The sequence below is a fragment of the Kitasatospora sp. NPDC085879 genome (genome assembly GCF_040686255.1).
Lineage (GTDB): Bacteria > Actinomycetota > Actinomycetes > Streptomycetales > Streptomycetaceae > Kitasatospora.
Genome location: NZ_JBFBJZ010000036.1, coordinates 25,232 through 49,931, shown reverse-complemented (window position 1 = coordinate 49,931; position 24,700 = coordinate 25,232). Strand labels below are relative to the sequence as shown.

Here is a 24,700-nt window from a genome sequence, read left to right as displayed (position 1 = left end):
CGTGGCCAAGCCCGTACCGAAGCGGTTGCGAGGGCTCGACCGGGCCGCGGTTTCGCGGTCCGCGTGGGGCCTGTACCGGGAGACGCAGCGGCCCGGCGCACCCGGGCTGGGCGCCCGGGTGGTGGCGGTGCCGCGGCTCACGCGGGACGTGCTCGCGGGCCGCTACCCGGGCGTGGGCCCCGGCAAGCTGGCGGCACTCGCCGTGCTGTGCGCGGTGTACCTGCTGAGCCCGGTGGACGCGGTGCCGGACATCATCCCGTTCGTCGGCTGGACGGACGACACCGCCGTCCTGGTGTGGTTCCTCGCCGGGCTGACCCGGGAGTCGGGCCGCTACCTGGAATGGTCGCGGCGCGAGGCCGAGGCCGACTGATCGGGGGCCGCCGGCCTCCGGCGGCGCAGGGCGTCCGCGGTGCCCCGGCTCAGAGCGCCTTGACCAGCCGCTCGAAGCGCAGGTCGGGGCGGAGCGGCACGCCGAAGCGCTCGTCGCCGTAGGGGAAGGGCTCGTACTCGCCGCTGCGCCGGTAGCCGCGCCGCTCGTACCAGGCGATCAGGTCGGCGCGCTGCTCGATGACGGTCATCTCCATGCGTCCGATGCCCCACTCCTCGCGGGCGTGCCGCTCGGCGCGCTCGAGGACGGCGCGACCGATCCCGGTGCCCTGCAGGGCGGGGCGGACGGAGAACATCCCGAAGTAGGCGGCGGCGGCCCGGCGCTCCAGGTGGCAGCAGGCCAGCAGATCGCCGTCGGCTTCGGCGAGCAGGACGACGGAGTCGGTGCGGGCGATGACCTCGGCGACGCCGGCCTCGTCGGTACGCTGCCCGTCCAGCAGATCGGCCTCGGTGGTCCAGCCGACCCGGCTCGCCTCGCCGCGGTAGGCGGACTCGACCAGGGCGACGACGTCGGGCACGTCGGAGGGGCCGGCGGCACGGAAGACGGGTTCGGTCGGCACGGGCGGGCTCCGGGGTCGGCGGGCGGTCTGGCCCTGCCATCGTGCCATGCGCGGGTACCCCTGCGGGAAAGGCCTCCGATGCGCGGGCACGTCCGCCCGTGGTGCGCCGGCAGCGGACCGGCGCGCGGCGCGGCAGGCCGCGCACACCCGAGCGCAACCTGAGTGCCCCCCACTGCCCCGAGCTACGACGCAAGGCCATGCACATGCTGGCCCTCGGCTGGCCGGCGCACCTGGGGACCGCTGCCGTGCTGGAGGATCGAGCCCTGCACGACGAGGACGAGAAGACGAGAACCACCGCGGAAAACCTCAGGGCCCCCGCCGGACGTCCGAGCCGCTGAACAGGTGCATACCCGCGCCACCCGCTGCTGATCAGGTACGGAGCCCAGGGGTGACGCCCCTGCTCACGCCTCGGTGACGGCGACCGGCGCGGTGGCGGGGGCCGACAGCGGGACGGTGACGCCCTCGGCGAGGGAGTGCTCGGCCGCGGCGAGGATCTCGACGACGCGCAGCCCGAAGGCGGCGTCACAGGGGTGCGGGGTGCCGCTGTCGGCGGCGGCGAGCAGCGCGTCGACGGCGTGGCCGAAGGCGTCGACGGGCGGGACGCCCTGGTCGGGCAGCCGGTGCACGCCGGCCTCGCCGCGCAGCTCCAGCGCCACACCGGCGGCCTGCGGGGGTGCGGTCAGGCTGACGGCGGTGCTGCTGGACGCGCCCCCGGCGTGCCCGATCACCAGGTGGGTGGTGTCACCGGGGCCTGCGGCGGCGGTCACGCTCACGGCATCGCCGAGCACCGGCAGCAGCAGCGAGAGCGCGTGCGGGCCGATGTCCCACAGGGCGCCCTTCTCCTGCCGCCAGGGCGAGGCGGCGTAGGGGCTGTCGGTGGTGAAGACGGCGCCGAGCCAGTCGCAGCGGGCGGTGAACCAGCCGTCCCGGGCGGCCTGCTCGGCGAGCCAGCCGACGCGTTCGCCGCCGAAGCGGAGGGTGAAGAAGACCACGGAGGCGAGCCGGTTCGCGGTGACGGCGTCGGCGATGCGGCGGGCCTCGGGCACGGTGAGCGCGACCGGCTTGTCCAGCAGCAGGTGCCGGCCGGCCTCGGCGGCCCGGATCGCCACCTCGGCCTGGGCCTGCGGGGCGAGGGCGACGGCGACGGCGTCCACGTCGGCGATCAGCTTGTCGGCGCTGTCGTAGGCGGGGACGCCGTGGGCGGCGGCGAGCTCGGCGGCGGCCTCGGGGCGGCGCCCCCAGACGCCGGCGAACTCGACTCCGGGGTGGCCCGCCAGGGCGGGTGCGTGCACGCCGCGCGCCCAGGGGCCGGTGCCGAGCAGTCCTATCCGCATGGTCTTCCCGTGTTCTCTCGGTGCAGGTGCGTTCTCTCGGTGCGGGTGCGTTCTCCCGGCGCGTGGGTGTCGCCCGGCGCGTGGGTGTCGCCGGGCGCCGGGGCCGTCAGGCCCGGACGCGGATCAGGGTGAAGCCGTCGTAGCCCTTGGCGCCGACGGTCTGGATCGAGGTGGCGGAGACCCGCGGTTCGGCGGCGATCGCGTCGTGCAGGCGGCGGACGCCGAGCACGGCGGGGTCGGTGGAGTCGGCCTCGGCGACCTTGCCGGCGCGCACGGTGTTGTCGACGACGATCAGCGAGCCGGGCCGGGTGAGCCGCAGCGCCCAGGCGAAGTAGACCGGGTTGCCCGGCTTGTCGGCGTCGATGAAGACCAGGTCGAAGGGGTCGGCGCCCTCATCGGCGAGCTGCTGCAGGCTGTCCGCGGCGGGGCCGAGGCGGACCTCGGCGATCTCGGCGAAGCCGGCGTGCTTGAGGTTGCCGCGGGCGACGTCGGCGTGCACCGGGTCGATCTCCAGGGTGACCAGGCGGCCATCGGCGGGCAGCGCCCTGGCCATCCAGATCGCGCTGTAGCCGCCGAGGGTGCCGACCTCCAGGATGCGCCGGGCGCCGAGCGTCTCGGCGAGCAGTTGGAGCTGCTTGCCCTGCGGCGCCGAGACGGCGATCCGGGGCAGCCCGGCCGCGTCGGCGGCCTGCTGGGCCGCGTCCAGGACCGGGTCGTGCCCGATCAGGACCTCGGTGAAGTAGTCGTCGACTGCCGTCCACTGCTGCTGGCTCACGCCCGCCTCCCAGTCCGTAGTACGCGGACCGAGCCTAGCCCACCGACCTGACGGTCAGTCGGCGACCGGCTCTGGCGCGGCCACGGCGGCGGGGGTCTCGACCGGCTCGGCCACGGCGGCGGGGGTCTCGACCGGCTCGGCCGCGGTCTTGCCGCCGGACTGCTCGGGGTGCTCGGCGCGGGACTTGGCGGCGCGGCGCTTCACCAGCCAGGCCGAGCCGGCGCCGGCCAGCGCGGCCACCACCAGGCCGGCCCAGGAGAAGCTCTTCAGCCACTGCTCGGCGACCTTGCCGACCTGGTAGATCAGCAGCGTGGTACCGCCGGCCCAGACGATGCCGCCGAGCACGTTGGCGATCAGGAACTTCCAGTACGGCATGCGCAGGGCGCCCGCGAGCGGGCCGGCGAAGATCCGCAGCAGGGCGATGAAGCGGCCGAAGAAGACCGCCCACATGCCCCACTTCTTGAAGGACCGCTCGGCGGTGGCCAGGTGGTCCGGCCCGAAGTGCTTGGGGAAGCGCCGGCCGAGCTTCTCGAAGAGCGGCTTGCCGCCGCGTCGGCCGATGGAGTAGCCGATGGAGTCGCCGATCACCGCGCCGGCGATCGCGCAGGCCGCCACCCACCAGGGGCTGACCACGCCGCGGGCGGAGAGCAGCGAGGCCGACACGAGGGCGATCTCGCCGGGCAGCGGGATGCCCAGGCTCTCCAGGCCGATGATCAGGGCGACGAGGGCGTACACCGAGGTGGGTGGGACGCTCTCGATCCACTGGTCGATGTGCAAGGCCGGTACCTCCGTGGCAGTACGAGACCGCGTCTCGGCTGGATTGCTGGGCCGCGGGCACGTCCGGCGCCCACAGGGCAGCGTAACGGGTTGACCCGGCCTTTACCTTATACGCCGATCATCGGACCGCGGTTCCGTCCGCCCGCCGCGCGGCGTCTGCTCAGCCGGTCTCACGCCCCGCACGGGTGGAGAAGCGGAGCGCCACCACGGAGGGCCGGTGCGCGCCGATCACGGGCAGCCGCGCGATGTACGGCAGCAGGGCGCCGACCGGGCCGCGGCCGCCGGTCGGCAGCACGTCGCGGATCTCGGCGACGGCGGGGTGGGCGGTGGCGAGCTTCCACCGCTCGTCGGCGTCCATGCCCCAGGGCATCGGCGGGGCGGTGTAGCCGCGGTCGTGCAGCTTGCCCCGGGTGGCGGCGCGGCTGAACCAGCGCGGCACGGCGTCGAAGACGAAGGTCGCGTCGGGGAAGCGCTCGGCGCACGCGGCGATCAGGTCGCGGACCTGGGTGGGCCGCAGGTACATGAGCAGGCCCTGGGCGGTGATGAGGACGCCGTGCGCGGGGTCGACCTCGTCCATCCAGGCGGGGTCGGTCGCGGAGCGGGCGAGCAGCCGCTGGCGGGGGGCGGCGGGCAGCAGCCGCTCGCGCAGCGCGACGGCCTCGGGGAGGTCGACGGAGAGCCACTGGGCGCGGCCGTTGTCGACCCGCCAGTACTGGGTCTCCAGGCCTTCGCCGAGGCAGACCACGGTGCCGCGCGGGGAGCGGACCAGGAAGTCGGCGATCTCCCGGTCGAAGCAGCGGACCCGCAGGGCCTGGATCTGGCCGATGATGCCGCCGTCGGGGCCGAAGCGTTCGGCGAAGGGGTAGTCGATCCGGTCGACGAGGTCGACGGCCCAGGGGTCGAAGAGCACGGTGTCGGGGCGGCGGGCCTCGACGGCCCGGTGGTAGAGCGTCCACAGCGCGGTCTCGGGGACATCGCCGAGATCGGCGCCGATCTTCTGCGGCTGCTGGGCGGTCATCGCCGGGCTCCCTCCGGTGGTCCGGCGGCGGTCGCCGGGCCCGGGTTGGCATTCTGCCCCGGCGGGGTGCTCAGCCGACGCTGAACGCGCCGTCCGGCGGCGTCGGGGAGTCGACCGCGTCGGCGTCGTGGACGGGCCGGGCGGCGCCGACCAGGGCGTCCAGCGCGGCGCCGTCGGTGAGCCGGGCCGGGAAGGGGTCGCCGGCCAGCCGCCGGGCGAGTCCGTCGCCGGGCAGCGGCGCGGTGGAGCCGACCAGCAGGATGTTTCCGTAGCGGCGGCCGCGCAGCACGGCGGGTTCGGCGACCAGGCAGGTGTGCGGGAAGACGGCGCGGAGGGTGGCGGCCTGGGCGGCGGCGAAGGCGAGCGGCGGCCCGTCGGCGAGGTTGGCGGCGTAGCAGCCGCCGGGGCGCAGCGCGGCGGCCGCGAGCGCGACGAACTCGACCGAGGTGAGGTGGGCGGGGGTGCGGGAGCCGTGGAAGACGTCGGCGACGACGAGGTCGGCGGCGGCCGGCTCGGCGGCGGCGAGCGCGTCGCGGGCGTCGCCGACGGCGACCTCGATGCCGGCGGGCCAGGGCAGGTGCTCGGCGACCAGGTCGACCAGCGGGCCGTCGGCCTCGACGACCCGCTGCCGGGAGCCGGGCCGGGTGGCGGCGAGGTAGCGGGGCAGGGTGAGGGCGCCGCCGCCCAGGTGGAGGGCGTCGAGCGGCTGCCCGGCGGGGGCGAGGGCGTCGACGAGGTGGCCGATCCGCCGGGTGTACTCGAACTCGAGGTGGGTGGGGTCGGCGAGGTCGACGTAGGACTGCGGGGTGTGGTCGAGGGTGAGCAGCCAGGCCTGCGGCCGGTCGAGGTCGGGCAGCAGCCGGGCGGTGCCGAGGGCGACGGCGCGCAGCACCGGGTGCGGTTCGTCGTCCTCGGGCGGGCCGCCGGCGGTGTCCTCGTGGTTCATGCGGAGGGGACCGGCACGGCGGGCAGGTAGGTGGCGAGCCAGCGGTCGAGTTCGGTGAAGACCTGGCCTCGGGCCTGCTCGCCGGAGAGGACGAGGTCGTGCACGCCGCCCTCGATCCGCAGGACGGTGACGTTGCGGCCGAGGCGCGGGCCGAGCGCGGCGATGTCGTCGGCGCGCAGGACGCCGTCGGTGGTGCGCAGCGCGTCGTCCCAGCGGTTGGTGACGGTGGAGGCGGTGGAGGCCATCAGCAGCACCGGGCAGTCGATGGCGAGGCCGCGGCGGACGGCCCGGTGGCCGCGCTGGATGGCGGCGAGCCAGCCGGCGTAGAGCGGGAAGCCCTCGGCGGGCTTGAGCGAGAGGTCGAACTCCCAGCTGCCCTTGTGGGCGCGGTGCAGGCTGTGCACGTAGTGCGGGTTGAGCGGGGCGGGCAGCTTGCGCAGGCCGGCGACGCGGCCGAGGGCCTCGACGGCGGGGGCGCCGAGGGTGCGGACGGCGGCCGCGGCGGGCATGGAGAGGAACGGGCTGTTGAGGAACATCGCGTCGACCAGGCCGCTGCCGGCCCGCCGGTCCGCCCAGAGTGCGGTGACCAGGCCGCCGGTGGAGTGGCCGTTGACGAGCAGCTGGGTGTGGCCGTCGACCTCGCGGATGATGCGGACGGCCGCGTCGAGCTCCTCGTCGTAGGCGGTGAGGTCGCGGACGAAGTTGGGCGACTGGTGCGGCCGGAGCGAGCGGCCGTACTTGCGCAGGTCGAGCGCGTAGAAGGAGTAGCCGGCCGCGGTGTAGTGGTCGGCGAGGTGGGTCTGGAAGAAGTAGTCGACGTAGCCGTGCACGTAGAGCACGGCCCGCTGCGACCCGGGCACCAGGCGGCGTACCAGGGTGGCGCTGACGGCGCCCTCCTCGTCGTCGGCGAGCGGCAGCTCGACGGCCTCGTACGGCTCGCCCAGGATGTCCGTCCGGAAGTCCATGCCGCTGCCCCGTTTCCCCTAGTGATCGGTCTCCGGGCCCGACCATACCGCCCGGTAGCCCGCGGTGGGCCGACGGGCCGCCGGAAGGTGCCGCCCGACCCCTCTGATCAGGGCGTACACCGAGCAGCCGGATGTGGCACGGAGCGGCCCGCGGGGTGCCGTCGGGCTTTTTGTCGGCGCGCTGCCCTTTCGCTAGCCTCCTGGGGCATGCCGATCTTTGGACGACGCCGAAGTACCGCACCGCGCTTGGCTCCTGAGCTCGACGACGCCGAGCTCGGACGGGTCCGGCGGCAGCTGTCCGGCCCGCAGCTGCAGGGCCAGCTGGACCTGTCGGCCGGGCTGGTCGAGCAGGTGCTGCGGTCGGCCGGCCGGGACTGGGACCGGCGCACCCACCGGCTGGCGGTGCTCGCCCAGGTGGCGAGCCCGGCGCTGGCCCGGGTGTGGCGGCGGCAGCGGCCGCAGGAGCCGGACGCGCTGGTGCTGCACGCGTGGGTGGATGTGGCGCAGGCGCGGCTCGCCGGCGCGCTGGAGGATCCGCAGGGCACCGTGGACCGGTGCCGCCGGGCGGCCGAGCTGCGGCCGGAGGACCCGGCGCCGTGGGTGGCGCTGCTGGCGGTGCACCGGCTGCTGCGGCGACCGGAGCAGGAGATGTACCCGCTGTGCCGGGAGATCGGTGCCCGGGACGCCTGGAACCGGATCGCGCATCTGGAGATGCTGCGCTACCTGTCGCCCGAGGAGTGCGGTTCGCACGGGCAGCTGCTGGACTTCGTGGCGGCCGTCCGGGACGCGGCCCCGCCGGGTTCGGCGGTGGCGGGGCTGGAGCTGGCGATGCTGACGGACCGCTACCGCGCGGCGCTGGCGGCCGGCGGGGTGACGGCGCTGGGTGCCCGGCGCCGCTGGGCCATGCCGGACGCGGACGCGGCACTGGCCCGGGCGGTCGCGGACTGGCCGGAGCCCGGCTTTCTGCGGCACGCGGCGGCGCTCGCCGACCTGAACCTCCTGGGGTACGCGCTCGGGCAGGCGGGCCGGGTCGGCGAGGCGGCCGGGGTGTTCCGGGCGATGGACGGGGTGGTCACCATCTGGCCGTGGGGGCTGGACGGCGACGCGGTGCAGCAGTTCTCGTTCTGGCAGGACCAGGCGCTGGTGGGCTGACCCGCTCCCGGGCCGGGCTCATGACGGCCCGTCGTCCCCCGGCCCGTCGCCCTCCGGTCCGCCGGCCGCCGGCCCGTCGCCGTCCGGTGTCGGTGCGGGGCCGGGGGCGGCGGTGCCCCGCAGCACCGTGACGACGCCGAGGCCGGCCGCGCAGAGCGGTACGGCGAGCAGCGCGCCCAGGATCCCGGCCACGCCCGCCCCGGCCACCACCGCGACCATGATGGTGGCCGGGTGCAGCTCGACGGTGCGGCTCTGGATGAAGGGCTGCAGGATGTTGCCCTCGATGGCCTGCACGGCCAGCACCACGCCGAGCACCCACAGGGCCTTGGCGAAGCCGCCGTCGGCGAGCGCCACCAGCACCGCCACGGTGCCGGAGAGGAAGGCGCCGACGAACGGGATGTAGGCGCCCATGAAGACCAGGGCGCCGAGGCCGGCCGCGCCGGGGACGCTCAGCGCCACCAGTCCGATCGTGATGAACAGCGCGTCGATGAGGGCGATCAGGGTGGTGCCGCGCATGAACCCGGCGGTCGCGGCGAAGGCCTGCCGGCCGCAGGCGATCACGGTCTCGGCCGGGCCTGGCGGCAGCCAGCCGCGGACGGCGTCGGCGGTGCGGTGGCCGTCCCGGAGGAAGAAGAAGACCAGGGCGAGGGTGAGCACCGCGCCGGTGAGCAGCTGGGTGGCCAGCCCGAGGCCGGAGAGCACGCCGTTGGCGAGCGAGTTGACCAGGTCGCTGCCCGAGCCGGAGCTCTGTTCGAGCGCGTACTGGATCTTCTGTCCGAGCGGGCCGAGCCAGTCGGCGATCCGCCGGCCGGCCTCGCTGAGCGCGGCGGCGATGTCGGGCGCGCTGTGCACCAGCGAGTTGACCAGCAGCGCGATCACCCCGCAGACGGCGAGCACCAGCACCGTGCAGGTGAGGCCGGCGGCGGCGCCCCGGCGCAGGCCGCGGCGGACCAGCCAGGGCATCACGGGTTCGAGCAGGGCGGTACCGAGCAGGGCGACGACGACCGGGACGGTGGCCGCCTGCAGTTCCACCATCGCCCACACCAGCAGCGCGGCGACCGCGACGACGAGCAGGACGGCGGCGGACCAGGAGGCGGCCAGCCGCACCGCCCGGGGCGGCGCGGCCGGCCCGTCCTCGGCGTCCGGGGGCTCGGCCGGCATCGCACCTCCGGGGTGGGCAGCCACTCTCGACTCGACCCCATATCAGCACACAAGCCGATGAATCAGGCGATTGGACGGCGACCGGCGCGCCCCGCTCACTCCGCCGGAAGGACCACCACCCGGCCGTCCGGCGTGCCGCCGAGGGCCAGCACCCGGGCGCCCTCCTGCTCGACACCGGCCAGCGCGGCCCGCGGCAGCGGCGCGAACGGACGGACCGTCAGCACGTCCTCCTCGGTCTTCCAGCTGCCGGCCACCGAGCCGTCGACCAGCACCGTGCCGAGCACGATCCCGTTCACCGTCATCACCCGCGGGCGGTACTCCTCGGGCAGCACCCGGGTCCGGTCGGCGTGCGACAGCAGCAGGTTGTCGAAGGGCGCGAGCAGCCGGACGGGGGCGGGCGCCGAGGCGTCCGGCCGCGGCGCCTCCGGCAGGTCGTACAGAGTGCGGCCCTGCGCGTCGCGCAGCCGTACCAGGCGGTCGCCGAGCCGGGTCAGCACCGGGCCCAGCCGGGTGAGGCCGGACCACTTCTGCACGTCGGCGGCGGTGGCCGGGCCGAAGGCGGCGAGGTAGCGCAGCACCAGGCCGTCCAGCGCCGGCGCCGGGTCGAGCGGGCGGCCGAGCCAGTGCTCGGCGGTGGTGTGCGCGGCCGGGCCGCCGCGCCCCCACAGGCCGCGCGGCGGCACCTGGACGAGCGGCAGCGCGCAGCGGGCAGCCTGGGCGAGCGCGGCCGGGTCGCTCCCCGGATAGGCCGGGGCGAGCAGCGGGCCGAGCTGTTGGAAGGTCAGCGGTTCGGCCTCGACCAGCGGCCGGGCGCGCGCCGCCAGCGCGGCCAGGTCGCCGGCGGGGTCGGCCGGGTCGGTGAGGTCGAGGCCGGGCAGCCGCTTGGCGTACGTGGTCCGCAGCCCGCGGTCGAGGACGGGCTGCAGCAGCGGACGCAGGATCAGGCAGTCGTCGGCGGTGACGAGGTGGATGGTGCCGCGCTGCAGTGCGATCCGGACGGCGCCGCGGTCCTCCAGCAGGGCGGTGAGCTGCTCGGGGGCGAAGCCCTCGATCCGGCTGAGCAGCCCGAGGTAGGGCGGCTCCGGGGCTGCCTGGGCCTGCAGGCCGACCAGGTGGCGGACCATCGCCGCGGCGTCCAGGGTGCTGCGCTGCAGCAGGTGCTGACGGGCCAGCAGCGCGCGGCCGAGGGCGCGGGCGGTCAGCGGGGCGCTCACCCGGCGAGCTCCCGGCGCAGCATGCCGATCCGGTTGCTGGTCAGCGAGTCGACACCGGCCAGCAGCATCCGGCGCACGGTGCGGCGCAGGTCGACCGTCCAGGTGGAGACCAGCAGGCCGGCGTCGTGGGCGGCGCCGACCAGGCGGGGCTCGACCATGCCGAACGGCGGGTTGAGGTACCGCGGCCGCAGGTCGTCGAGGAGCGTCCGGCCGGGCAGCCGGGGCTGACGCCAGGTCAGGGCGATCTCCGCCTCGGGGTCGAGCTCGCGGACGGCGAGCATCGCGGCGGTCGGGCCGCACCAGGCGACGTTCGGCCGGGCGCCGAGGTCGGCGACCGCGCGGTACGCGGCGGCGGCCGGGCCGCGCTCGTCCAGGTCGATCATCAGCCGGGTGCCGGGTGTCTCGGCGACGGCCTTGAGCGCCTCGGTGAGGGTCGGGATCCGGGGGCCGCCGGGTTCGCCGATCCCGGCGAGCTCGTCGAGGGTGAGCCGGTCCAGCGGCCTGGGGTCGCCCCACAGCCGTTCCAGGGTGGCGTCGTGCAGCAGCACGGGGACGCCGTCGCGGGTCAGCCGGACGTCCACCTCCACGGCGTCGGCCCCGGCGGCGGCGGCCGACTCGACGGAGCGCAGGGTGTTCTCGCGGAACCGGTAGGGGTCGCCGCGGTGGGCGACGGCGAGCACGGCGGGACGGCTCATGGGGCGGGGCGTCTCCTCGGACGGCTCGGCGCTGGTCAGCGCCGCTCGACGACCACGTTGGTGGACTTGATGACGGCGGTGGCGGGCGCGCCGGGCACCAGGGCGAGCTCCTCGGCGGACTCCCGGCTGATCAGCGAGACCACCCGGAACGGCCCGGCCTGGATCTCGACCTGGGCGGCGACGTCGCCGAGCACGACGTCGGTGACGATGCCGGGGAAGCGGTTCCGCGCCGACGACGGCCGGCCCTCGGCCTCGGCGTTCTCGGGCCTGGCGAGTTCGCGGGCGAACGCGGCGAGCCGGTCGCCGGGGATGATCCGGTGGCCGTGGTCGTCGCGGGTGGCGGCGAGCCGACCGGCGTCGACCCAGCGGCGCATGGTGTCGGCGCTGACGCCCAGCATCGCGGCGGCCTCGCCGATGCGGTACGGGTGGACCGGCCGGTCGGGCTGGGCCATGGGGCTCTCCTGGCGTGTGGTTCGAGCGGTGCACCGGTACGGGCGCCTGCCGCGCACCGGGATGTCCGCCGCCATCCTGCCCTACCCGACCGCGCCCGGGCGAAGCGGAACCCGCCCGCACCGTCCGAACCCCGCGGCGAACTCCCGCGGCACGCCGCCCGGGCCGGCGCCGGATGCCCGGCGACACGGCAACGACGCCCCCGGTGAGCACGGTGGCGGGCGCCCAGCGCGCGGGTCAGGCGCCGCCGAAGAGGTCGCGGCGGACGGCGTCGCCGGCGGTGAGGACGGCGCCGGCGAGGACGGCGCCGCCGCCGGCGGTGCCGGCGCGGACCTCGGTGCGGAGCGGGACGAGGCGGGCGATCTCGCGTTCGACGCGGCTCGCCAGTCGCGGGCCGCCGGCCCGGCCGATCTCGCCGCCGAGCACCACGCAGCCGGGGTCGAGCACCACGCAGACGGAGGCCGCGCCGAGCGCGATCCGCCGGGCGTAGGCGTCGAGGAAGGTGTCGACCTCCGGTCCGTCGCCGGCCGCGGCGCGGCGCAGCACCTCCTCGCCGAGGGGCGCGCTGACGGGCAGTTCGGCCGGGTCGGGGACGGGCAGGCCGTGCTCGCGGGCGAGGTCGCAGACGGCGGCGGAGGAGACCAGGGTGTGGAAGCCGCCGGAGGCGCAGCCGCCGTCGCCGCTCGGCAGTCCGGAGCCGTACACCGGGAGGTAGCCGATCTCGCCGGTGCCGCCGGTGGCGCCGCGCCGGAGCCGGCCGTCGAGGACGACGGCGGCGCCGACGCCGTGGCTGAGCCAGATCAGGACGAAGGTGTCGCGGTCCCGGGCGGCGCCGATCCGGTGTTCGGCGATGCCGGCGAGGTTGACCTCGTTGTCGACGATCACCTCGGTGTGCGGGTCGGCGCGCAGGGCGGAGATCAGTTCGGTCTGGCGGCGGGAGAGGGCGCCGGAGTTCTGGTGCTCGCCGGTGGCGGGGTCGAAGAGGCCGGGGGCGCCGATGGCGACGGTGTGCAGGAGTTCGGCGCCGGCCTCGCGGGCGGCGCGGCCGAGGGCGTCGAGGGTGCGTTCGGCGAGCTGTTCGTCGCCGCCGGCGACGGTGGCGGTGGCCCGGGTGCGGCCGGTCAGGTCGGCGACCACCAGGTCGACGCCGGTGGTGCGGACGTCGAGGCCGGCGAGGAAGGCGCGGTCGGCGACCAGGGCGTAGAGGCGGGCGTTGGGTCCGCGGCGCTGCTCGCCGCTCTCGCCGACGACGGCGACCAGGCCGGCCCGCTGCAGCCGGTCGAGGAGGTCGGCGACGGTGGGGCGGGAGAGCCCGGTGAGGCCGCGCAGTTCGGTGGCGGTCAGCGGCCCGCTCTCCAGCAGGAGGTCGAGCGCCAGCCGGTCGTTGATGGCCCGGGCGGTGCTGGGCGTCGCCGTGCGCGCGGTCGTCATGGAAGCGAATCCTTCCAGAGGTTTTTATCAGGGTCCCTTCCTGATAGTTTATCGGAGTCATGCTGGACAGACCGGAGAGGACGAGCGCATGGCAGACGATCTGCACGGCGTACGGCGCGCCAGAGTGGGCATCGCCCTGGTCTTCGCCGTGCACGGCGCGGTGACGGGCACCTTCGCCACCCGCATCCCCTGGCTCCAGGACCACCTGGACCTCGGCCCCGGCGAGCTGGGCCTCGCACTGATCGCCCCGGCGGTGGGCTCCTTCCTCGCCATGCCGCTGGCCGGCCGCATCGTGCACCGCTACGGCGAACGGGCCGCCGTCCGCGCCCTGCTGATGGCCTGGACGCTCGCCCTCGCACTGCCCGCCCTCGCCCCCGACCTCGCGGTGCTCTGGCTCGCCCTGTTCGTGTACGGCGCCAGCGCCGGCATGTCCGACGTGGCGATGAACGCCCAGGGCGTGGCGGTCGAGGAGCGGCTCGGGCGCTCCGTCATGTCCGGCCTGCACGGCATGTGGTGCGTCGGCGGCCTGGTCGCCTCCGGCTTCGGCGTGCTCGCCGCGCACCGGGGCGTCGACGCCCGGGTGCAGTTCGCCATCGCTGCCGCCGTCCTCACCACCCTCGCGGTGGTCGTCTGCCGCCCGCTGCTGGACGTCCGCCCCGAGCCGGAGGAGGAGGCGCCGCCGCGCTTCGCCCTGCCGCCGCGCTCGGCCCTGGTGATCGGCCTGGTCGGCTTCTGCGCGGTCTTCGCGGAGGGCGCCAGCATGGACTGGGGCGGCGTCTACCTGAGGGACGTCACCGGCGCCTCGGCCGGCACCGCGGCCGCCTGCTACTCCGCCTTCGCGGCGACCATGGCCGCAGCCCGGCTGGCCGGCGACGCCGTCGTGCAGCGACTCGGGCCGGTCCGGACCGTCCGGATCGGCGGCACGATCGCCACCGCCGGCGGCCTGCTGGTGGTCTTCTCCGGCACCCCGGCCCTGGCCATCCCGGGCTTCGCGCTGATCGGCATCGGCATCGCCGTCGTCGTCCCGCTGGCCTTCGCCGCGGCCGGCAAGTCCGGCGGCAACGCCAGCCAGGCCATCGCGGGCGTCGCCACCGTCACCTACACCTCCGGCCTGGTCGCCCCGGCGATCGTCGGCGGCATCGCCCAGGCCACCTCGCTCACCGTCTCCTTCGCCGTGGTGACGGCACTGGCCGCCGCCCTCGTCCCGTCCGCCGGCGCACTGCGCCGCAGGACCATCGTGGACCGCACCCCCGCCCGCGTCCCCGCCCGCGTCGACTGACGCCTCCGGCACCCCTCGGGGGCCGATCTCCGGCCGGGCCGACGGGTGAGGCCCGGGCGTCACACCGAGACGGGCAGCGCGGTCAGGCAGCGGCTGCGCAGCGACCGCCGCCAGGTCAGCCGCTCGGGTTCGGCGTCGAGGGCCAGCCGCGGGAAGCGCCGCAGCAGAGCCCCGACGGCGATCTCGTTCTCCGCCCGGGCCAGCGCCGCGCCGACGCAGAAGTGCGGGCCGCGGCCGAAGGCCAGGTGCGGCGGGCCCTGCCGGGCGGGGTCGAAGGTGTCGGGGTCGGGAAAGGCCCCGGGGTCGCGGTTGGCCGCGGCCCAGGACAGCCAGACGCGGTCGCCGGCGCCGATCCGCGTGCCCGCGACGTCGAGGTCCTCGGTCGGGAAGCGGCGGACGGCCAGCATGGCCGGCGGGTTCCACCGCAGCACCTCCTCCGTCACGGCCCCGAGGCCGAGGCTCCCCGCGCGGACGGCGGCGAGCTGCCGCGGGTGGGTGAGCAGGGCCAGCACGGTGCTGGACACCAGGCCGACCGTGTTGTGATACCCGGCGAAGAGCACCAGGAAGGCCGTGGCGAGCAGTTCGCGCTCGGCCGCCTGCCCGTCCCGTACCGCGCCGAGCAGCTCGGAGAGCAGGTCGTCGGCGGGCGCCGCCCGCTTGAGGGCGATCAGCTCGGTGAGGAAGCCGTGCATGGCCCGCATGGCCTCGCGCGAGCGCCGCGGAGCTCCCGGGTCGGGCGAGAGCAGGGTGTCCGTCCATGCCCGGAAGTCCACCCGGCGGTCGGCGGGCACGCCCAGGAGGTCGCAGATCACCGTGATGGAGAGCGGGGCGGCCAGGTCGGCCACCACATCGGCCCTGCCGCGCGACTCGACCCGGTCGAGCAGGGAGTCCGCGGTCTGCCGGATCCGTCCGCGCAGCAGATCGGTACGCCGCGGCCCGAAGGCCGGCGCCACCAGGCGGCGCAGCCGAGCGTGGTCGGCACCGTCGGCGTTGAGCAGGTGTGCGTCGAGTTCGGGCGGCAGCGAGTCGCCGGCCGTGCCGCGGCTCCGGGCGTGCCGCTTGTCCAGGGCGAGCCGGGTGTCGGCGGCGGCCGCCCGGACCTGCTCGTACCCGGTGATCAGCCACACCGGTGCGGCGTCCGGGGCGACCGCCCGGTGCACCGCCCCTCGCCCGCGCAGCGCGGCACAGGCGCCGTGCGGATCGGCGAGGAAGTCCTCGTCCAGGTGTGCGGGCGCCGGCGGGCCGGGGCACGGCCGCCGCCCGGTGGCGCCGCCCGGCCGGCCCGGGTCGGCGGTGAAGGGTTCGACGGCCACCCCGGCATGATCGCAGAGCCGGCGGACGGCCGGGCCCGCCGGGGCCGATTTCCGCCCGCGGTCCCCGATCGGGCATGCTCGCCGCCATGGATCTCCCCGTGCCCGCGCAGCGCAACCCGGTCGGCGCCCATGTGCCCGTGGCGGGCCGCGGGCTGGTCGGCACCGGGCTGGCCTACGCGGCCCGGGTCGGCGCCGAGGCGGTGCAGGTCTTCGTCGCCAATCCGCGCGGCTGGGCCACCCCGCCCGGCGACCCGCGGCAGGACGAGGCCTTCCGCACCGCCTGTACGGAGCTGGGCGTCCCGGCGTACGTGCACGCCCCCTACCTGATCAACTTCGGTTCGGGGTCGGCGGCCACCCGCGAGCGCTCCGCCACCTCGCTGCGGCACTCGCTGCACCGCGCGCACGCGATCGGCGCCCTCGGCGTGGTGGTGCACACCGGGTCGGCGCTCTGCGGGCCGCGCGCGGAGGCGCTGGCGCACGTCCGGGCGCAGGTGCTGCCGCTGCTCGACGAGTTGGCGGCGCTCGGCCCCGGCGCGCCGTGGCTGCTGCTGGAGCCGACCGCCGGCCAGGGCAGCTCGCTGTGCGGGCGGATGTCCGACCTCGGCGACTACGCCGACGCGCTGGACCGCCACCCGCTGCTCGGTGTCTGCCTGGACACCTGCCACGCCTTCGCCGCCGGACACGACCTGGCCACCCCGGGCGGCACGGCCGCCATGCTGGCGGAGCTGACCGACGCCGTCGGCCCGGGGCGGCTGAGGCTCGTCCACGCCAACGACTCCGAGGACGTGCTCGGCGCCCGCAAGGACCGGCACGCCAACATCGGGGCCGGCCACATCGGCGCGGCCGCCTTCGGCGAGCTGCTCGCCCACCCGGACACGGCCGGCGTCCCGCTGATCATCGAGACCCCGGACGGCCGCCACGACCCCGACCGGGTCGAGGGCGCCCGGCACGGCCAGGACATCCGGCGGCTCAAGGAGCTGCGCGCCGCCGCCGGAGTGCCCGCATGACCGGACGGACGGCCGCCGCCGAGCCCGCCCGCACGGGTGAGCCCACCTGCACGGGCGAGCCGTCCGGCACGGGGAGGCGCGCGGCGTGGCTGCGGCCCGTCCTGCTGGTGCTGGTGCTCGCCGCCGCGGCCGCCTCGCTGCTGCTGTGGAGCCCGGTCGACGCGCTCGGCGGCGGCCACGGGCCGTGGCGGCTGCCGGTCGCGCTCGCGGTGTACACCGTGGGCACCCTGGCCTTCGTCCCCAAGCCGGCGCTCAACGCGGCCACCGGGCTGCTGCTCGGCGTCGCGGTCGGCCTGCCGCTCGCCGTCGCCGGGACGACCCTGGGCGCGGCGGCGGCGTTCTGGCTGGGCCGCGCGCTCGGCCGGGACGCGCTGCGTCCGCTGCTGCGCGCCCGGGCGGCGGCCGCGGTCGACCGGCGGCTCACCGAGCAGGGCTTCCGCAGCGTGCTGCTGCTGCGGCTGGTGCCGGGCGTGCCCTTCCAGCCCGCCAACTACGCCTGCGCGCTCTCCGGCGTGCGCTCCGCGCCGTACCTCGCCGCGACCGCCCTCGGTGTGCTTCCGGGCACCGCGGCCTCGGTGGTGGCCGGAGCCAGCGCCGGTTCGCCGACCTCGCCGGCGTTCCTGATCTCCGCCGGGGTGATCGTGCTGATGACCGCTGCCAGCGGTGTCTCGCTGCTCCGCGCCCGCCGCTCGGCCGCGGCAGCCGGCTGAGGCCCTGGACGGGTCGGGCCGGTCGGGCTGGTCGGACGGTTCGGACCGGCAGCATCCGGCGCGGACACGCCGGATAATCGGTGGCGGCCGTTCCCGACGCTGCCTCAGGATGTCCGGCATGACGACCGAACGCATCGATCCGCCCTACGCCGCCGACGAGACCACCATGCTCACCAGCTGGCTGGAGTACCACCGCGCCACCCTGCTGCTGAAGACCGAGGGCCTCGGCCACGACCAGCTCCGCCTGCGCTCGGTGGAGCCGTCCTCGCTCAGCCTGCTCGGCCTCGTCCGGCACATGGCCGAGGTGGAGCGGCACTGGTTCCTCGGCGTCCTCCAGGGCCAGGAGTTCGAGGAGGGCATCTACTGGAACAAGGACGACGAGGACGGCGACTTCAACCAGGTCGACACCGCCGACGTCGAGGCCGACTTCGCGACCTTCCGCACCCAGGTCGAGCTGGCCCGCGCGGCCGCCGCCGGGCTGCCGCCGGAGACGGTGGGCAAGCGGCTGCGCCGCGGCGAGGAGGTCACGCTGCGCTGGATCCTCGTCCACATGATCGAGGAGTACGCGCGGCACAACGGACACGCCGATCTGATCCGCGAGCGGATCGACGGTGCCACCGGGGAGTGACCGGGGACTGACGCTGTTACAGCTTCGTTGACGGATCGTCAACTTCCCGAATCTGCTCCCCCATATGGTCAACACGCGGAACCGTCCGGCGACCTGCGGCGTCGCACCGAACGTCGGGATCTCCCGGCGATCGGGCGCGCCACGACCCGGACGGCGGTCGCGTGCGGGCACCGAACCGGTGATCAGTGCGATACTCGGACAGTTCCAACAAGTGGATGACGTGTCAAAAAGACACGCCCACGGGGGGCGCGTACCGGGTCGGGAGAGGGAGGCGCGGCAATGGGAGCACTTCGCGACGAGCACCACAACGGGTGGCTGATGCCCTCCGGGAACTACCCCGCTGCGGTGTACGAGGACGCGTGGGACACCGAGGACACCCTGCCGTCCGTGCCGGCGCCCGCGGCCCGGATCATCTCGCTGAAGCCGACCGGCTTCGAGGCGGCCCGCACCGTCGGCGAGCACATCCGCACCGGCACGCCGGTGGTCATGGACCTCAGCGAGATGGAGGACCCGGAGGCCAAGCGCATGGTCGACTTCGCGTCCGGCCTGATCTTCGGCACCCGCGGCGGCATCGAGCGGATCGCCCGCCGGGTCTTCCTGCTCACCCCGGCGGACGTCGAGGTGACGGTGATCGACCGCCCGCTCGACACCGGCGGCTTCTACAACCAGAGCTGACCCACCCCTCCCCGACCGGGGGCGGCCCCTGCCGTCCCCGGTTTTCTGTTGCCCGGATCCGGGCGCGGCACGGCAGAAGACCGTCTCATTCACGATTCACTGCTCGCTTTTGAGACATGAATGTCTCATATGGTCTACACTCGGCTCATGGCCACCGACCGCGACTCCGTCCTCGAGGCAGCCGTGGGCGTGCTCTCCCGCCGCCCCACCGCCCACCTCGACGAGATCGCGCGCGCCGCCGGGATCAGCCGTGCCACGCTGCACCGGATCTTCCCCGGCCGCGAGGCGCTGATCATCGAGGTCGGCATGCTGAGCCTGCGGAAGTTCGCAGCCGCCTGCGACACCGCCGCGATCGAGGACGGCCCGGCGGACGCCGCACTGCGGCGCCTGGTGGACGCGGTCGTGCCCGACGCCGCGCTGTGCGCCTTCCTCGCCGGCGAGAACCAGCTCTACGACGATCCCGAGATCAACGACCTCTGGGAGGCCCACGACGCCCGCGTCCGCGCGCTCTTCCTGCGCGGGCAGCAACAGGGCGTCTTCCGGATCGAACTCTCGGCCGCCTGGCTCAGCGAAGCCTTCTTCGACCTCGTCGCCGGCGTCGGCTGGGCCGTCCAGGACGGACGCCTGGCCCCACGCGACGGCACGTACTCGCTCACCGAGCTCTTCCTCGGGGGAGCACTCAGGAGATCGGAACCCTCATGACCGGCACCCGCGTCCAGGCCCGCGCGCAGCACCGCTGGGCCGGCCTGGGCGTTCTCGTCCTCGCCGTCACCCTGGTCGCGCTCGACGCGACCGTGCTCTCCCTCGCCATCCCGTCCATCAGCGAGACGCTCCGCCCGAGCGGAACCCAGCTGCTGTGGATCGGCGACGCCTACTCCTTCGTCCTCGCCGGCCTGCTGGTCAGCATGGGCGCACTCAGCGACCGGATCGGCCGCAAGCGGCTGCTGCTGCTCGGCTCCAGCGCGTTCGGCGCCGCCTCGCTGCTCGCCGCCTACGCGCCCAGCGCCGGCTGGCTGATCCTGGCCCGCGCCCTGCTCGGCGTTGCGGGCGCCACCATCATGCCCTCCACGCTGTCGCTGATCCGCGCACTGTTCCCGGACGCCCGGGAGCGGGCCACCGCGATCGGCATCTGGGGCGCGGGCGCCACCGCCGGCGCCGCGCTCGGCCCGCTGGTCGGCGGCATGCTGCTGGAGCACTTCTGGTGGGGCTCGGTCTTCCTGCTCAACCTGCCGGTGCTGGCCCTGCTGCTCGTCCTCGGCGCCTGGCTGCTGCCCGAGTCCCGCGACCCGCGCCCGGGCCGCTGGGACGTCGCGTCCGTCGTGCTGTCGATGGCCGGTGTGATCGGTGTCGTCTACGCGGTCAAGGAGGCCGCGGCGCACGGCCCGCTCGCGCACTGGACGGTGCCCGCCGTGTTCGTCCTGGGCGCCACGGCGCTGATCCTCTTCGTCCGCCGCCAGCTGCGGCTGGACACCCCGCTGCTGGACGTCCGGCTCTTCGCCGACCGCCGGTTCACCGCGGCCGTGGTGGCCACGCTGACCTCGCTGATCGGACTCTCCGGCGTGATCTTCTTCATGTCGCAGTACCTGCAGCTGGTCCGCGGGCTGTCCCCGCTGGCGGCCGGTGTCGCCGAACTCCCGGCCTTCGCCGGAGCCGTCGTCGGCGGCCTGCTGACCGTCCGGGCGGCCCGCAGGTTCGGCACCCGGGCCACCCTGACGGCCGGTCTGCTCGCCATGGGCGCGGGCATCGCCGTCCTCGGCGTGATGCACCGCGACAGCACCTACCTGCTGCTCGGCGTCTCGTTCCTGGCCGTCGGCACCGCCGAGGGCATCGTCTACACCCTCTCCTCCGACCTGGTGCTCGGCGCCGCGCCGGCGGAGAAGTCCGGCGCAGCCTCGGCCGTCTCGGAGACCGCCTACGAGCTGGGCACCGCACTCGGCATCGCCCTGGTCGGCTCGGTGGTCACCGCGATCTACGCCGGTGCGGTGACCGTCCCGGCCGGGGTCGGCGCGGCCGCCGCCGAGCAGGCCCGCGAGTCGATCGGCGGCGCGACCGAGACCGCGGCCGCCCTGCCCGGTCCGCTCGGCGCCCGGCTGCTCGACGACGCCCAGCTCGCCTTCGTGCACGGCGTCAACATCGCCGCCTGGCTCGCCGGCGCGCTGCTGCTGACGGCCGCGGCCACCGCCTGGTGGCTGCTGCGCACCCGTTCCCGGGCGGCAGCGGTGGAGCCCGCCGGGGCCGTCCCCGATCGGGCCGAGCCCCGGGAGTGCCAGAAGGTCGGCTGAGCCGTCCCGGGGCCGGCCCCGGGACTGTCCTTGGGCCGGCCCCGGGGAGCCGCGGTGTCAGGCGAACTTCGAGCTGGGCACCGGCCCGGCCGAGCGGACCCGGTCGCGGGGGCCGCCGAGCCAACCGCCCCGCACCCGGGCGGCGAAGGCCGCGAGCAGTTCGTCCGGGTCGGCCGGGGTCTCGCCGTCTCCCTCGTCCGGCTCGGGCTCCGCGGCGCGGATCTCCTCGGCCAGTTCCTCGGCCGACCGCTCGTCGGCCGGGGTGCGCTCGGGCTCACCCGCGTCGCCGATCCGCATCGACGGCTCCCAGGGCGCGACATTGTGCTGCACCAGCAGGGTGGACACGTCCGCGGAGACCGCCGGCGGGTCCGTCCAGCAGGTGGCGTGCTCGAACAGCACCTCGCCGTCCGCGCGGTCGCGCAGGGCGGCGAGCACCGCCGGGTCGCACTCGTTCAGGTCGTACGCCACCACCAGCGTGGCCGGGGTGCCCGGCCGGTACGGGGCCGCGGGCAGCCCGAGCAGTCCGGCGGCGGCCAGGCCGAGCGCCCGGCTGCCGCGGTCGGGCAGCAGCGCCACCGAGGCGGGCCGCCGGCCGGTGGCCTCCAGCACCGTGCCGAGCCGGTCGAGACCGCGCCGGCAGGAGTCGAAGCCGTCCTGGTAGTACGCCCAGCGGCCGGTCATCCCGGCGGCGAAGCCGTACGGCGAGAGCGTGGTCAGCAGGCCGCCGGTCAGGGTGAAGTGCCAGCCGCGCAGGTCGCGCAGGTCGGCCGGCGCGGCGAGCCCGGAGCGTCGCAGGGTGCGGCGGACGCGGTCGGCGGCCGGACGCCAGGTCTCCGACGGCTCGCCGAGCGCGGCGAACACCCGGCCGGCGGTGTCGAGCCGGCCGGCCATCAGCGCGTTGTGGACCACTAGGTAGCGGCCCGGCCAGTCGGCCAGCAGGCCGTCGTGCTCGGTCAGCAGCTCGACGGCGGCGGCGTGCCGCTGCTCGTCCTCGAGGGCGACCGCGAGCTCCAGCAGGATCTGCTGCGGCGTGTACGTCGGCTTGGGCGCCCGGCCGAACAGGCCGCCGCGGCGCGGCGCCAGGGCCAGCCGCAGGGCCTCGCGCAGCGCGGGCACGGCCAGCGCGGACACCCCGCGCTCGATGCACGCGTACCCGTAGTCGTACAGCGCGTCCGGCCGGTCGGGGCGCGCGGCGAGCGCGGCCGCGGCCTCGACGAGGTCGTCGAAGCCGGCACCCTCGGCGAGCCGGCCGACCAGTGGCGCGCAGTCCGCCGGTGCCAGTGTGTCGGCGGCGAGACGCAGGGTGCGCATCGCGCCCTGCGGATCACCCGAGTCGAACAGCTCTCGGGCCTTGGACAGTTCGGTGCTCATGCAGGTACTCCGGAGTGGACGGGCGGGCATCCGCGTCCCGCTCTTCGGGTGGGACACGGACGCGACGGCGCGCCGGACAGGGTGCCGCCGGCCCTCGCGGGCCGCGGCACACCGGCGCTCAACGGAACGGGCGGCAGCCGCCCTTCCGGTCGTGGTCGCACATGCGGCCGATCATGTCGGCCCGCCTCCACGCCGGGCAACCCGTTTTCCCGCGCCCGCGAGCGGCGCCGCTCGTGCGACGCCGACGACTCCCCTGCTCCCGGAGCGGGCCGGACCGGGTCCGGCCCGGCCGGTTCAGGCCGCGGTCGGGACCGGGTGGCGGGTGCGGTTCTGGTCGAGGATGTGGGCGGACCAGTCGGCGGTGCGGCCGCAGATGGCGAGGGCGGTGAAGAGGTGGACGGGGACGTCGGCGGAGTCCAGCAGGACGGCGGCCCAGAACTGGGGGCCGGCCGTGGCCGGAACGGGGGCGGCGCCGACCTCGGCGAGCAGTTCTGCGGCGGCCTCCTCCAGCCGGGCCGCGGCCTCGTACCGGGGGGCGCCCACCCGCAGCACGGCCTCCCGCAGCACGCGGGCCCGTTCGGCCGCCGCGCCGGTCGGGGGTGCGGCGAACAGCGGCAGCGCCTCGCCGCCGACCAGCGCGGACCGCACCACCGCCCGGACGTCCGTGCCGTGTTCGGCCTCGGCGACCAGCCGCAGCACGGCCGCCGGGACGGCCCCGTGCCGGGGCCCGCCCATCGCGGCGACCGCGCCGGACAGACAGGTGGCGACGTCCGCGCCGGTGGAGGCGATCAGCCGGGCCGTGCTGCTGGCCGCGTCGACCGGGTGGACGGCGACGGAGCACCAGTAGGCGTCGACGGCTCGGACGTGCTGTGGTTCGGCGGTGCCGCGCCAGCGCAGCAGGAAGCGTTCGGCGGCGCTGCCGCCCGCCTCGATCGCCCAGTACGGCACGGTCGGCAGGTGCAGGCCGCGGACGGACTGGGCGACGAAGGTGTGGGTGGCGAGGGTGGCGCGTTCCAGGTCCTCGCGGGCCTGTTCGTCGCCGATGTCCTGCAGCGGGCCGAGTCCCCAGGCGGGGCCGAGGGCGGCGAGCGCGCTCTGGGTGTCCACCCGGACGTCGCCGTGCCGCATCGGCAGGGTCAGCGGCTCGCCCGGGCCGAGGCCCGGCCACGGTCTGCCGTCGACGAGGACTCCCCAGACCTCGTCGAAGGTGTGACGGCCGATCAGCGCGGCCGGCTGGGGCCCGACGACGTCGAGGCCGGGCAGGTCGGGGATGGGCAGGTCGGGGGTGGCGAGGCCGGGGGCGGCGGGGTCGGGCATGGACGACTCCTCGGTCCGGACCGGCTGCTGCGGTCCGGCTGGTGCGGTCGCGGGGCTGTGCGGCCGTACGGCCGTGACGGTGCCGTCCGGGCCGTGTGGTGCGGTCCGGGGACGGCGGATGGGCACCGCCCGCCGACGGCCGCGAGGGCCGGCGGGGGACGGTGCCCGGGCTATGCTCCGGTGCGGCTCAGCGGCCGGCGGTGGCCGACTGCTCGGCCGGACGCCGCTCGGCGGCCGGTGCGGCGGCCACGGGTGCGGCCGGTGCCGGTGCCTGGGCGGCGGCCCGGCGCCGCAGGTAGAGGTTGTTGAGGACGAGGGCGGACGCGGTGAACAGCGCGCCGACCACCTGCATGCCGGCCGGGATGACACCGGTCAGCGCGGAGATGGTGAAGGCGGTGATCGGGACGACGTCCATGAACAGCACGCCGTTGAGCGGGCCGAGGTTGCGGTTGCCGATGTTCCAGGCGAGCACGCCGCCGAAGCCGGCGATGAGGCTCATGTAGGCGAGCTCGGGCAGGATCGTGACGACCGCGCCGCCGGTCGGCACCGCGACCGCGCCGGTGGCGAGCAGCACCGCGGTGATGACCACGGCACTGCCGAGGCCCAGCACGGTGGTGACGGTCGTGTACTTGATGGGCGACCAGGTCGGGAAGTAGGTCGCGCCGGAGGTGTAGATCACCCAGCAGAGGGCGGCGAAGAGCAGCAGGGCGTCGGCGCCGAAGTTCTGCGGGGTGTTGACCAGCGAGGCCAGGTCGCCCTTGGTGACGACGAGGATCACGCCGACGAAGGACAGTCCGATGAAGGCGAAGGACCACCGGGGCGGCACGACCTTGCGCAGCACCCAGTTCACCAGGAAGCCCATCATCGGCATGGTGGCCATCATGATGGAGGCGATCAGCGCGCCCTGCTCGCCGATCAGGTCCTGGCCGAAGAAGACCAGGAACTGGAAGCCGGCGAATCCGGCGGTGCCGAACAGCCAGGCCAGGCCGACCCGCTCGCCCTTGAGGCGCAGCCCGGCGGCGCCCTCGCGGCTGCGGAGGACGACCAGGAAGATCAGGCCGGCGATCCCGTAGCGCAGGCAGGTGAAGGTGAAGGGGTCGATGTGCTTCAGCGTCACGTCCATGAGGGGGAACATCGCGCCCCACGAGAGCGTGGCCCCGAGGCAGAGCAGAACCCCTCGGGCGTACTTCTTCTGGTCGTTCACAATTCTCCTGTCGGGGAGTCGGGGTGAGGTGGTGCGGCACGCAGGATTC

25 protein-coding genes are annotated in these 24,700 nt (G+C 75.7%); 9 read left to right on the top strand and 16 right to left on the bottom strand.

Translation table 11 applies throughout. From position 1 onward, the window contains the following. Nucleotide 1 precedes the first annotated feature (1 nt). Nucleotides 2–370: a YkvA family protein gene (locus tag AB0P35_RS25645; RefSeq protein ID WP_363514779.1), complete on the top strand. Its 369-nt coding sequence runs from the start codon at nt 2–4 to the stop codon at nt 368–370. Between the two features lie 49 nt (nt 371–419). Here AB0P35_RS25645 and AB0P35_RS25640 read toward each other — a convergent pair whose 3' ends face one another. From AB0P35_RS25640 to AB0P35_RS25610, 7 genes are all read right to left on the bottom strand, one after another. Further along, the gene (locus tag AB0P35_RS25640) at nt 420–947 is read right to left on the bottom strand and encodes a GNAT family N-acetyltransferase (RefSeq protein ID WP_363514776.1); all 528 of its coding nucleotides are present in this window, start codon (nt 945–947) and stop codon (nt 420–422) included. A 401-nt stretch (nt 948–1,348) separates the two neighbouring features. Continuing rightward, nucleotides 1,349–2,281 carry a Gfo/Idh/MocA family oxidoreductase gene (locus AB0P35_RS25635; protein ID WP_363514773.1) on the bottom strand — a complete coding sequence of 311 codons (933 nt, stop codon included), beginning with the start codon at nt 2,279–2,281 and terminating at the stop codon, nt 1,349–1,351. Between the two features lie 106 nt (nt 2,282–2,387). Further along, a complete protein-coding gene (locus tag AB0P35_RS25630; protein ID WP_363514770.1) occupies nt 2,388–3,056 on the bottom strand; it encodes an O-methyltransferase in 669 nt (222 codons plus the stop codon). A gap of 54 nt (nt 3,057–3,110) precedes the next feature. Further along, nucleotides 3,111–3,833, bottom strand: a complete 723-nt coding sequence (locus AB0P35_RS25625; RefSeq protein ID WP_363514767.1) for a DedA family protein — start codon at nt 3,831–3,833, stop codon at nt 3,111–3,113. Between the two features lie 160 nt (nt 3,834–3,993). After that, the gene (locus tag AB0P35_RS25620) at nt 3,994–4,851 is read right to left on the bottom strand and encodes a class I SAM-dependent methyltransferase (RefSeq protein WP_363514764.1); all 858 of its coding nucleotides are present in this window, start codon (nt 4,849–4,851) and stop codon (nt 3,994–3,996) included. Between the two features lie 70 nt (nt 4,852–4,921). Next, entirely contained in the window at nt 4,922–5,797 is an 876-nt protein-coding gene (locus AB0P35_RS25615) for a fused MFS/spermidine synthase (RefSeq protein ID WP_363514761.1), read from the bottom strand. Then, entirely contained in the window at nt 5,794–6,762 is a 969-nt protein-coding gene (locus AB0P35_RS25610; RefSeq protein ID WP_363514758.1) for an alpha/beta hydrolase, read from the bottom strand. Before AB0P35_RS25610 ends, AB0P35_RS25615 begins: the two co-directional genes overlap by 4 nt. 246 nt (nt 6,763–7,008) lie before the next feature. Between AB0P35_RS25610 and AB0P35_RS25605 the strand changes: the two genes are divergently transcribed. Beyond that, nucleotides 7,009–7,914, top strand: a complete 906-nt coding sequence (locus AB0P35_RS25605; RefSeq protein WP_363514755.1) for a hypothetical protein — start codon at nt 7,009–7,011, stop codon at nt 7,912–7,914. Nucleotides 7,915–7,932: 18 nt separating this feature from the next. On the opposite strand, the gene AB0P35_RS25600 is transcribed toward AB0P35_RS25605, so the two are convergent. The 5 genes from AB0P35_RS25600 to AB0P35_RS25580 form a co-directional block, all read right to left on the bottom strand. Next, entirely contained in the window at nt 7,933–9,075 is a 1,143-nt protein-coding gene (locus AB0P35_RS25600) for an AI-2E family transporter (protein WP_363514752.1), read from the bottom strand. A gap of 95 nt (nt 9,076–9,170) precedes the next feature. Then, nucleotides 9,171–10,289 (bottom strand): winged helix DNA-binding domain-containing protein, encoded by a 1,119-nt coding sequence (locus tag AB0P35_RS25595; RefSeq protein ID WP_363514749.1) that lies wholly within the window; start codon nt 10,287–10,289, stop codon nt 9,171–9,173. Then, the gene (locus tag AB0P35_RS25590; protein ID WP_363514746.1) at nt 10,286–10,984 is read right to left on the bottom strand and encodes a glycerophosphodiester phosphodiesterase; all 699 of its coding nucleotides are present in this window, start codon (nt 10,982–10,984) and stop codon (nt 10,286–10,288) included. Before AB0P35_RS25590 ends, AB0P35_RS25595 begins: the two co-directional genes overlap by 4 nt. A 35-nt stretch (nt 10,985–11,019) precedes the next feature. Further along, complete coding sequence (locus tag AB0P35_RS25585) at nt 11,020–11,436, bottom strand: TOBE domain-containing protein (RefSeq protein ID WP_179419244.1); 417 nt, start codon at nt 11,434–11,436, stop codon at nt 11,020–11,022. A gap of 235 nt (nt 11,437–11,671) precedes the next feature. Then, nucleotides 11,672–12,865 carry an ROK family transcriptional regulator gene (locus tag AB0P35_RS25580; protein ID WP_363514742.1) on the bottom strand — a complete coding sequence of 398 codons (1,194 nt, stop codon included), beginning with the start codon at nt 12,863–12,865 and terminating at the stop codon, nt 11,672–11,674. Nucleotides 12,866–12,953: 88 nt separating this feature from the next. Between AB0P35_RS25580 and AB0P35_RS25575 the strand changes: the two genes are divergently transcribed. After that, complete coding sequence (locus AB0P35_RS25575) at nt 12,954–14,144, top strand: MFS transporter (RefSeq protein WP_363514739.1); 1,191 nt, start codon at nt 12,954–12,956, stop codon at nt 14,142–14,144. Between the two features lie 59 nt (nt 14,145–14,203). On the opposite strand, the gene AB0P35_RS25570 is transcribed toward AB0P35_RS25575, so the two are convergent. Next, nucleotides 14,204–15,457, bottom strand: a complete 1,254-nt coding sequence (locus AB0P35_RS25570; RefSeq protein WP_363514736.1) for a cytochrome P450 — start codon at nt 15,455–15,457, stop codon at nt 14,204–14,206. Nucleotides 15,458–15,543: 86 nt separating this feature from the next. On the opposite strand from AB0P35_RS25570, the gene AB0P35_RS25565 reads away from it, so the two are divergent. The 6 genes from AB0P35_RS25565 (at nt 15,544) to AB0P35_RS25540 (ending at nt 20,759) form a co-directional block, all read left to right on the top strand. Beyond that, nucleotides 15,544–16,464: a deoxyribonuclease IV gene (locus tag AB0P35_RS25565; RefSeq protein WP_363514733.1), complete on the top strand. Its 921-nt coding sequence runs from the start codon at nt 15,544–15,546 to the stop codon at nt 16,462–16,464. Then, complete coding sequence (locus AB0P35_RS25560) at nt 16,461–17,174, top strand: VTT domain-containing protein (protein WP_363514730.1); 714 nt, start codon at nt 16,461–16,463, stop codon at nt 17,172–17,174. The genes AB0P35_RS25565 and AB0P35_RS25560 overlap by 4 nt, the downstream gene beginning before the upstream one ends. 118 nt (nt 17,175–17,292) lie before the next feature. Continuing rightward, nucleotides 17,293–17,802 carry a DinB family protein gene (locus tag AB0P35_RS25555; RefSeq protein WP_095871405.1) on the top strand — a complete coding sequence of 170 codons (510 nt, stop codon included), beginning with the start codon at nt 17,293–17,295 and terminating at the stop codon, nt 17,800–17,802. Between the two features lie 279 nt (nt 17,803–18,081). Further along, nucleotides 18,082–18,477 carry a cell division protein SepF gene (locus AB0P35_RS25550; RefSeq protein ID WP_095871406.1) on the top strand — a complete coding sequence of 132 codons (396 nt, stop codon included), beginning with the start codon at nt 18,082–18,084 and terminating at the stop codon, nt 18,475–18,477. 147 nt (nt 18,478–18,624) lie between these two features. Next, nucleotides 18,625–19,179 carry a TetR/AcrR family transcriptional regulator gene (locus AB0P35_RS25545; protein WP_257018871.1) on the top strand — a complete coding sequence of 185 codons (555 nt, stop codon included), beginning with the start codon at nt 18,625–18,627 and terminating at the stop codon, nt 19,177–19,179. Further along, nucleotides 19,176–20,759 (top strand): MFS transporter, encoded by a 1,584-nt coding sequence (locus AB0P35_RS25540; protein WP_363514725.1) that lies wholly within the window; start codon nt 19,176–19,178, stop codon nt 20,757–20,759. The genes AB0P35_RS25545 and AB0P35_RS25540 overlap by 4 nt, the downstream gene beginning before the upstream one ends. A gap of 57 nt (nt 20,760–20,816) precedes the next feature. On the opposite strand, the gene AB0P35_RS25535 is transcribed toward AB0P35_RS25540, so the two are convergent. From AB0P35_RS25535 to AB0P35_RS25525, 3 genes are all read right to left on the bottom strand, one after another. Then, nucleotides 20,817–22,130 carry a hypothetical protein gene (locus tag AB0P35_RS25535; RefSeq protein WP_363514722.1) on the bottom strand — a complete coding sequence of 438 codons (1,314 nt, stop codon included), beginning with the start codon at nt 22,128–22,130 and terminating at the stop codon, nt 20,817–20,819. A gap of 294 nt (nt 22,131–22,424) precedes the next feature. Next, nucleotides 22,425–23,447 (bottom strand): citrate/2-methylcitrate synthase, encoded by a 1,023-nt coding sequence (locus tag AB0P35_RS25530; protein ID WP_363514719.1) that lies wholly within the window; start codon nt 23,445–23,447, stop codon nt 22,425–22,427. 187 nt (nt 23,448–23,634) lie between these two features. Continuing rightward, on the bottom strand, nt 23,635–24,651 hold the full coding sequence (locus AB0P35_RS25525) for a DMT family transporter (RefSeq protein ID WP_363514716.1): 1,017 nt from the start codon (nt 24,649–24,651) through the stop codon (nt 23,635–23,637). Nucleotides 24,652–24,700 lie beyond the last annotated feature (49 nt).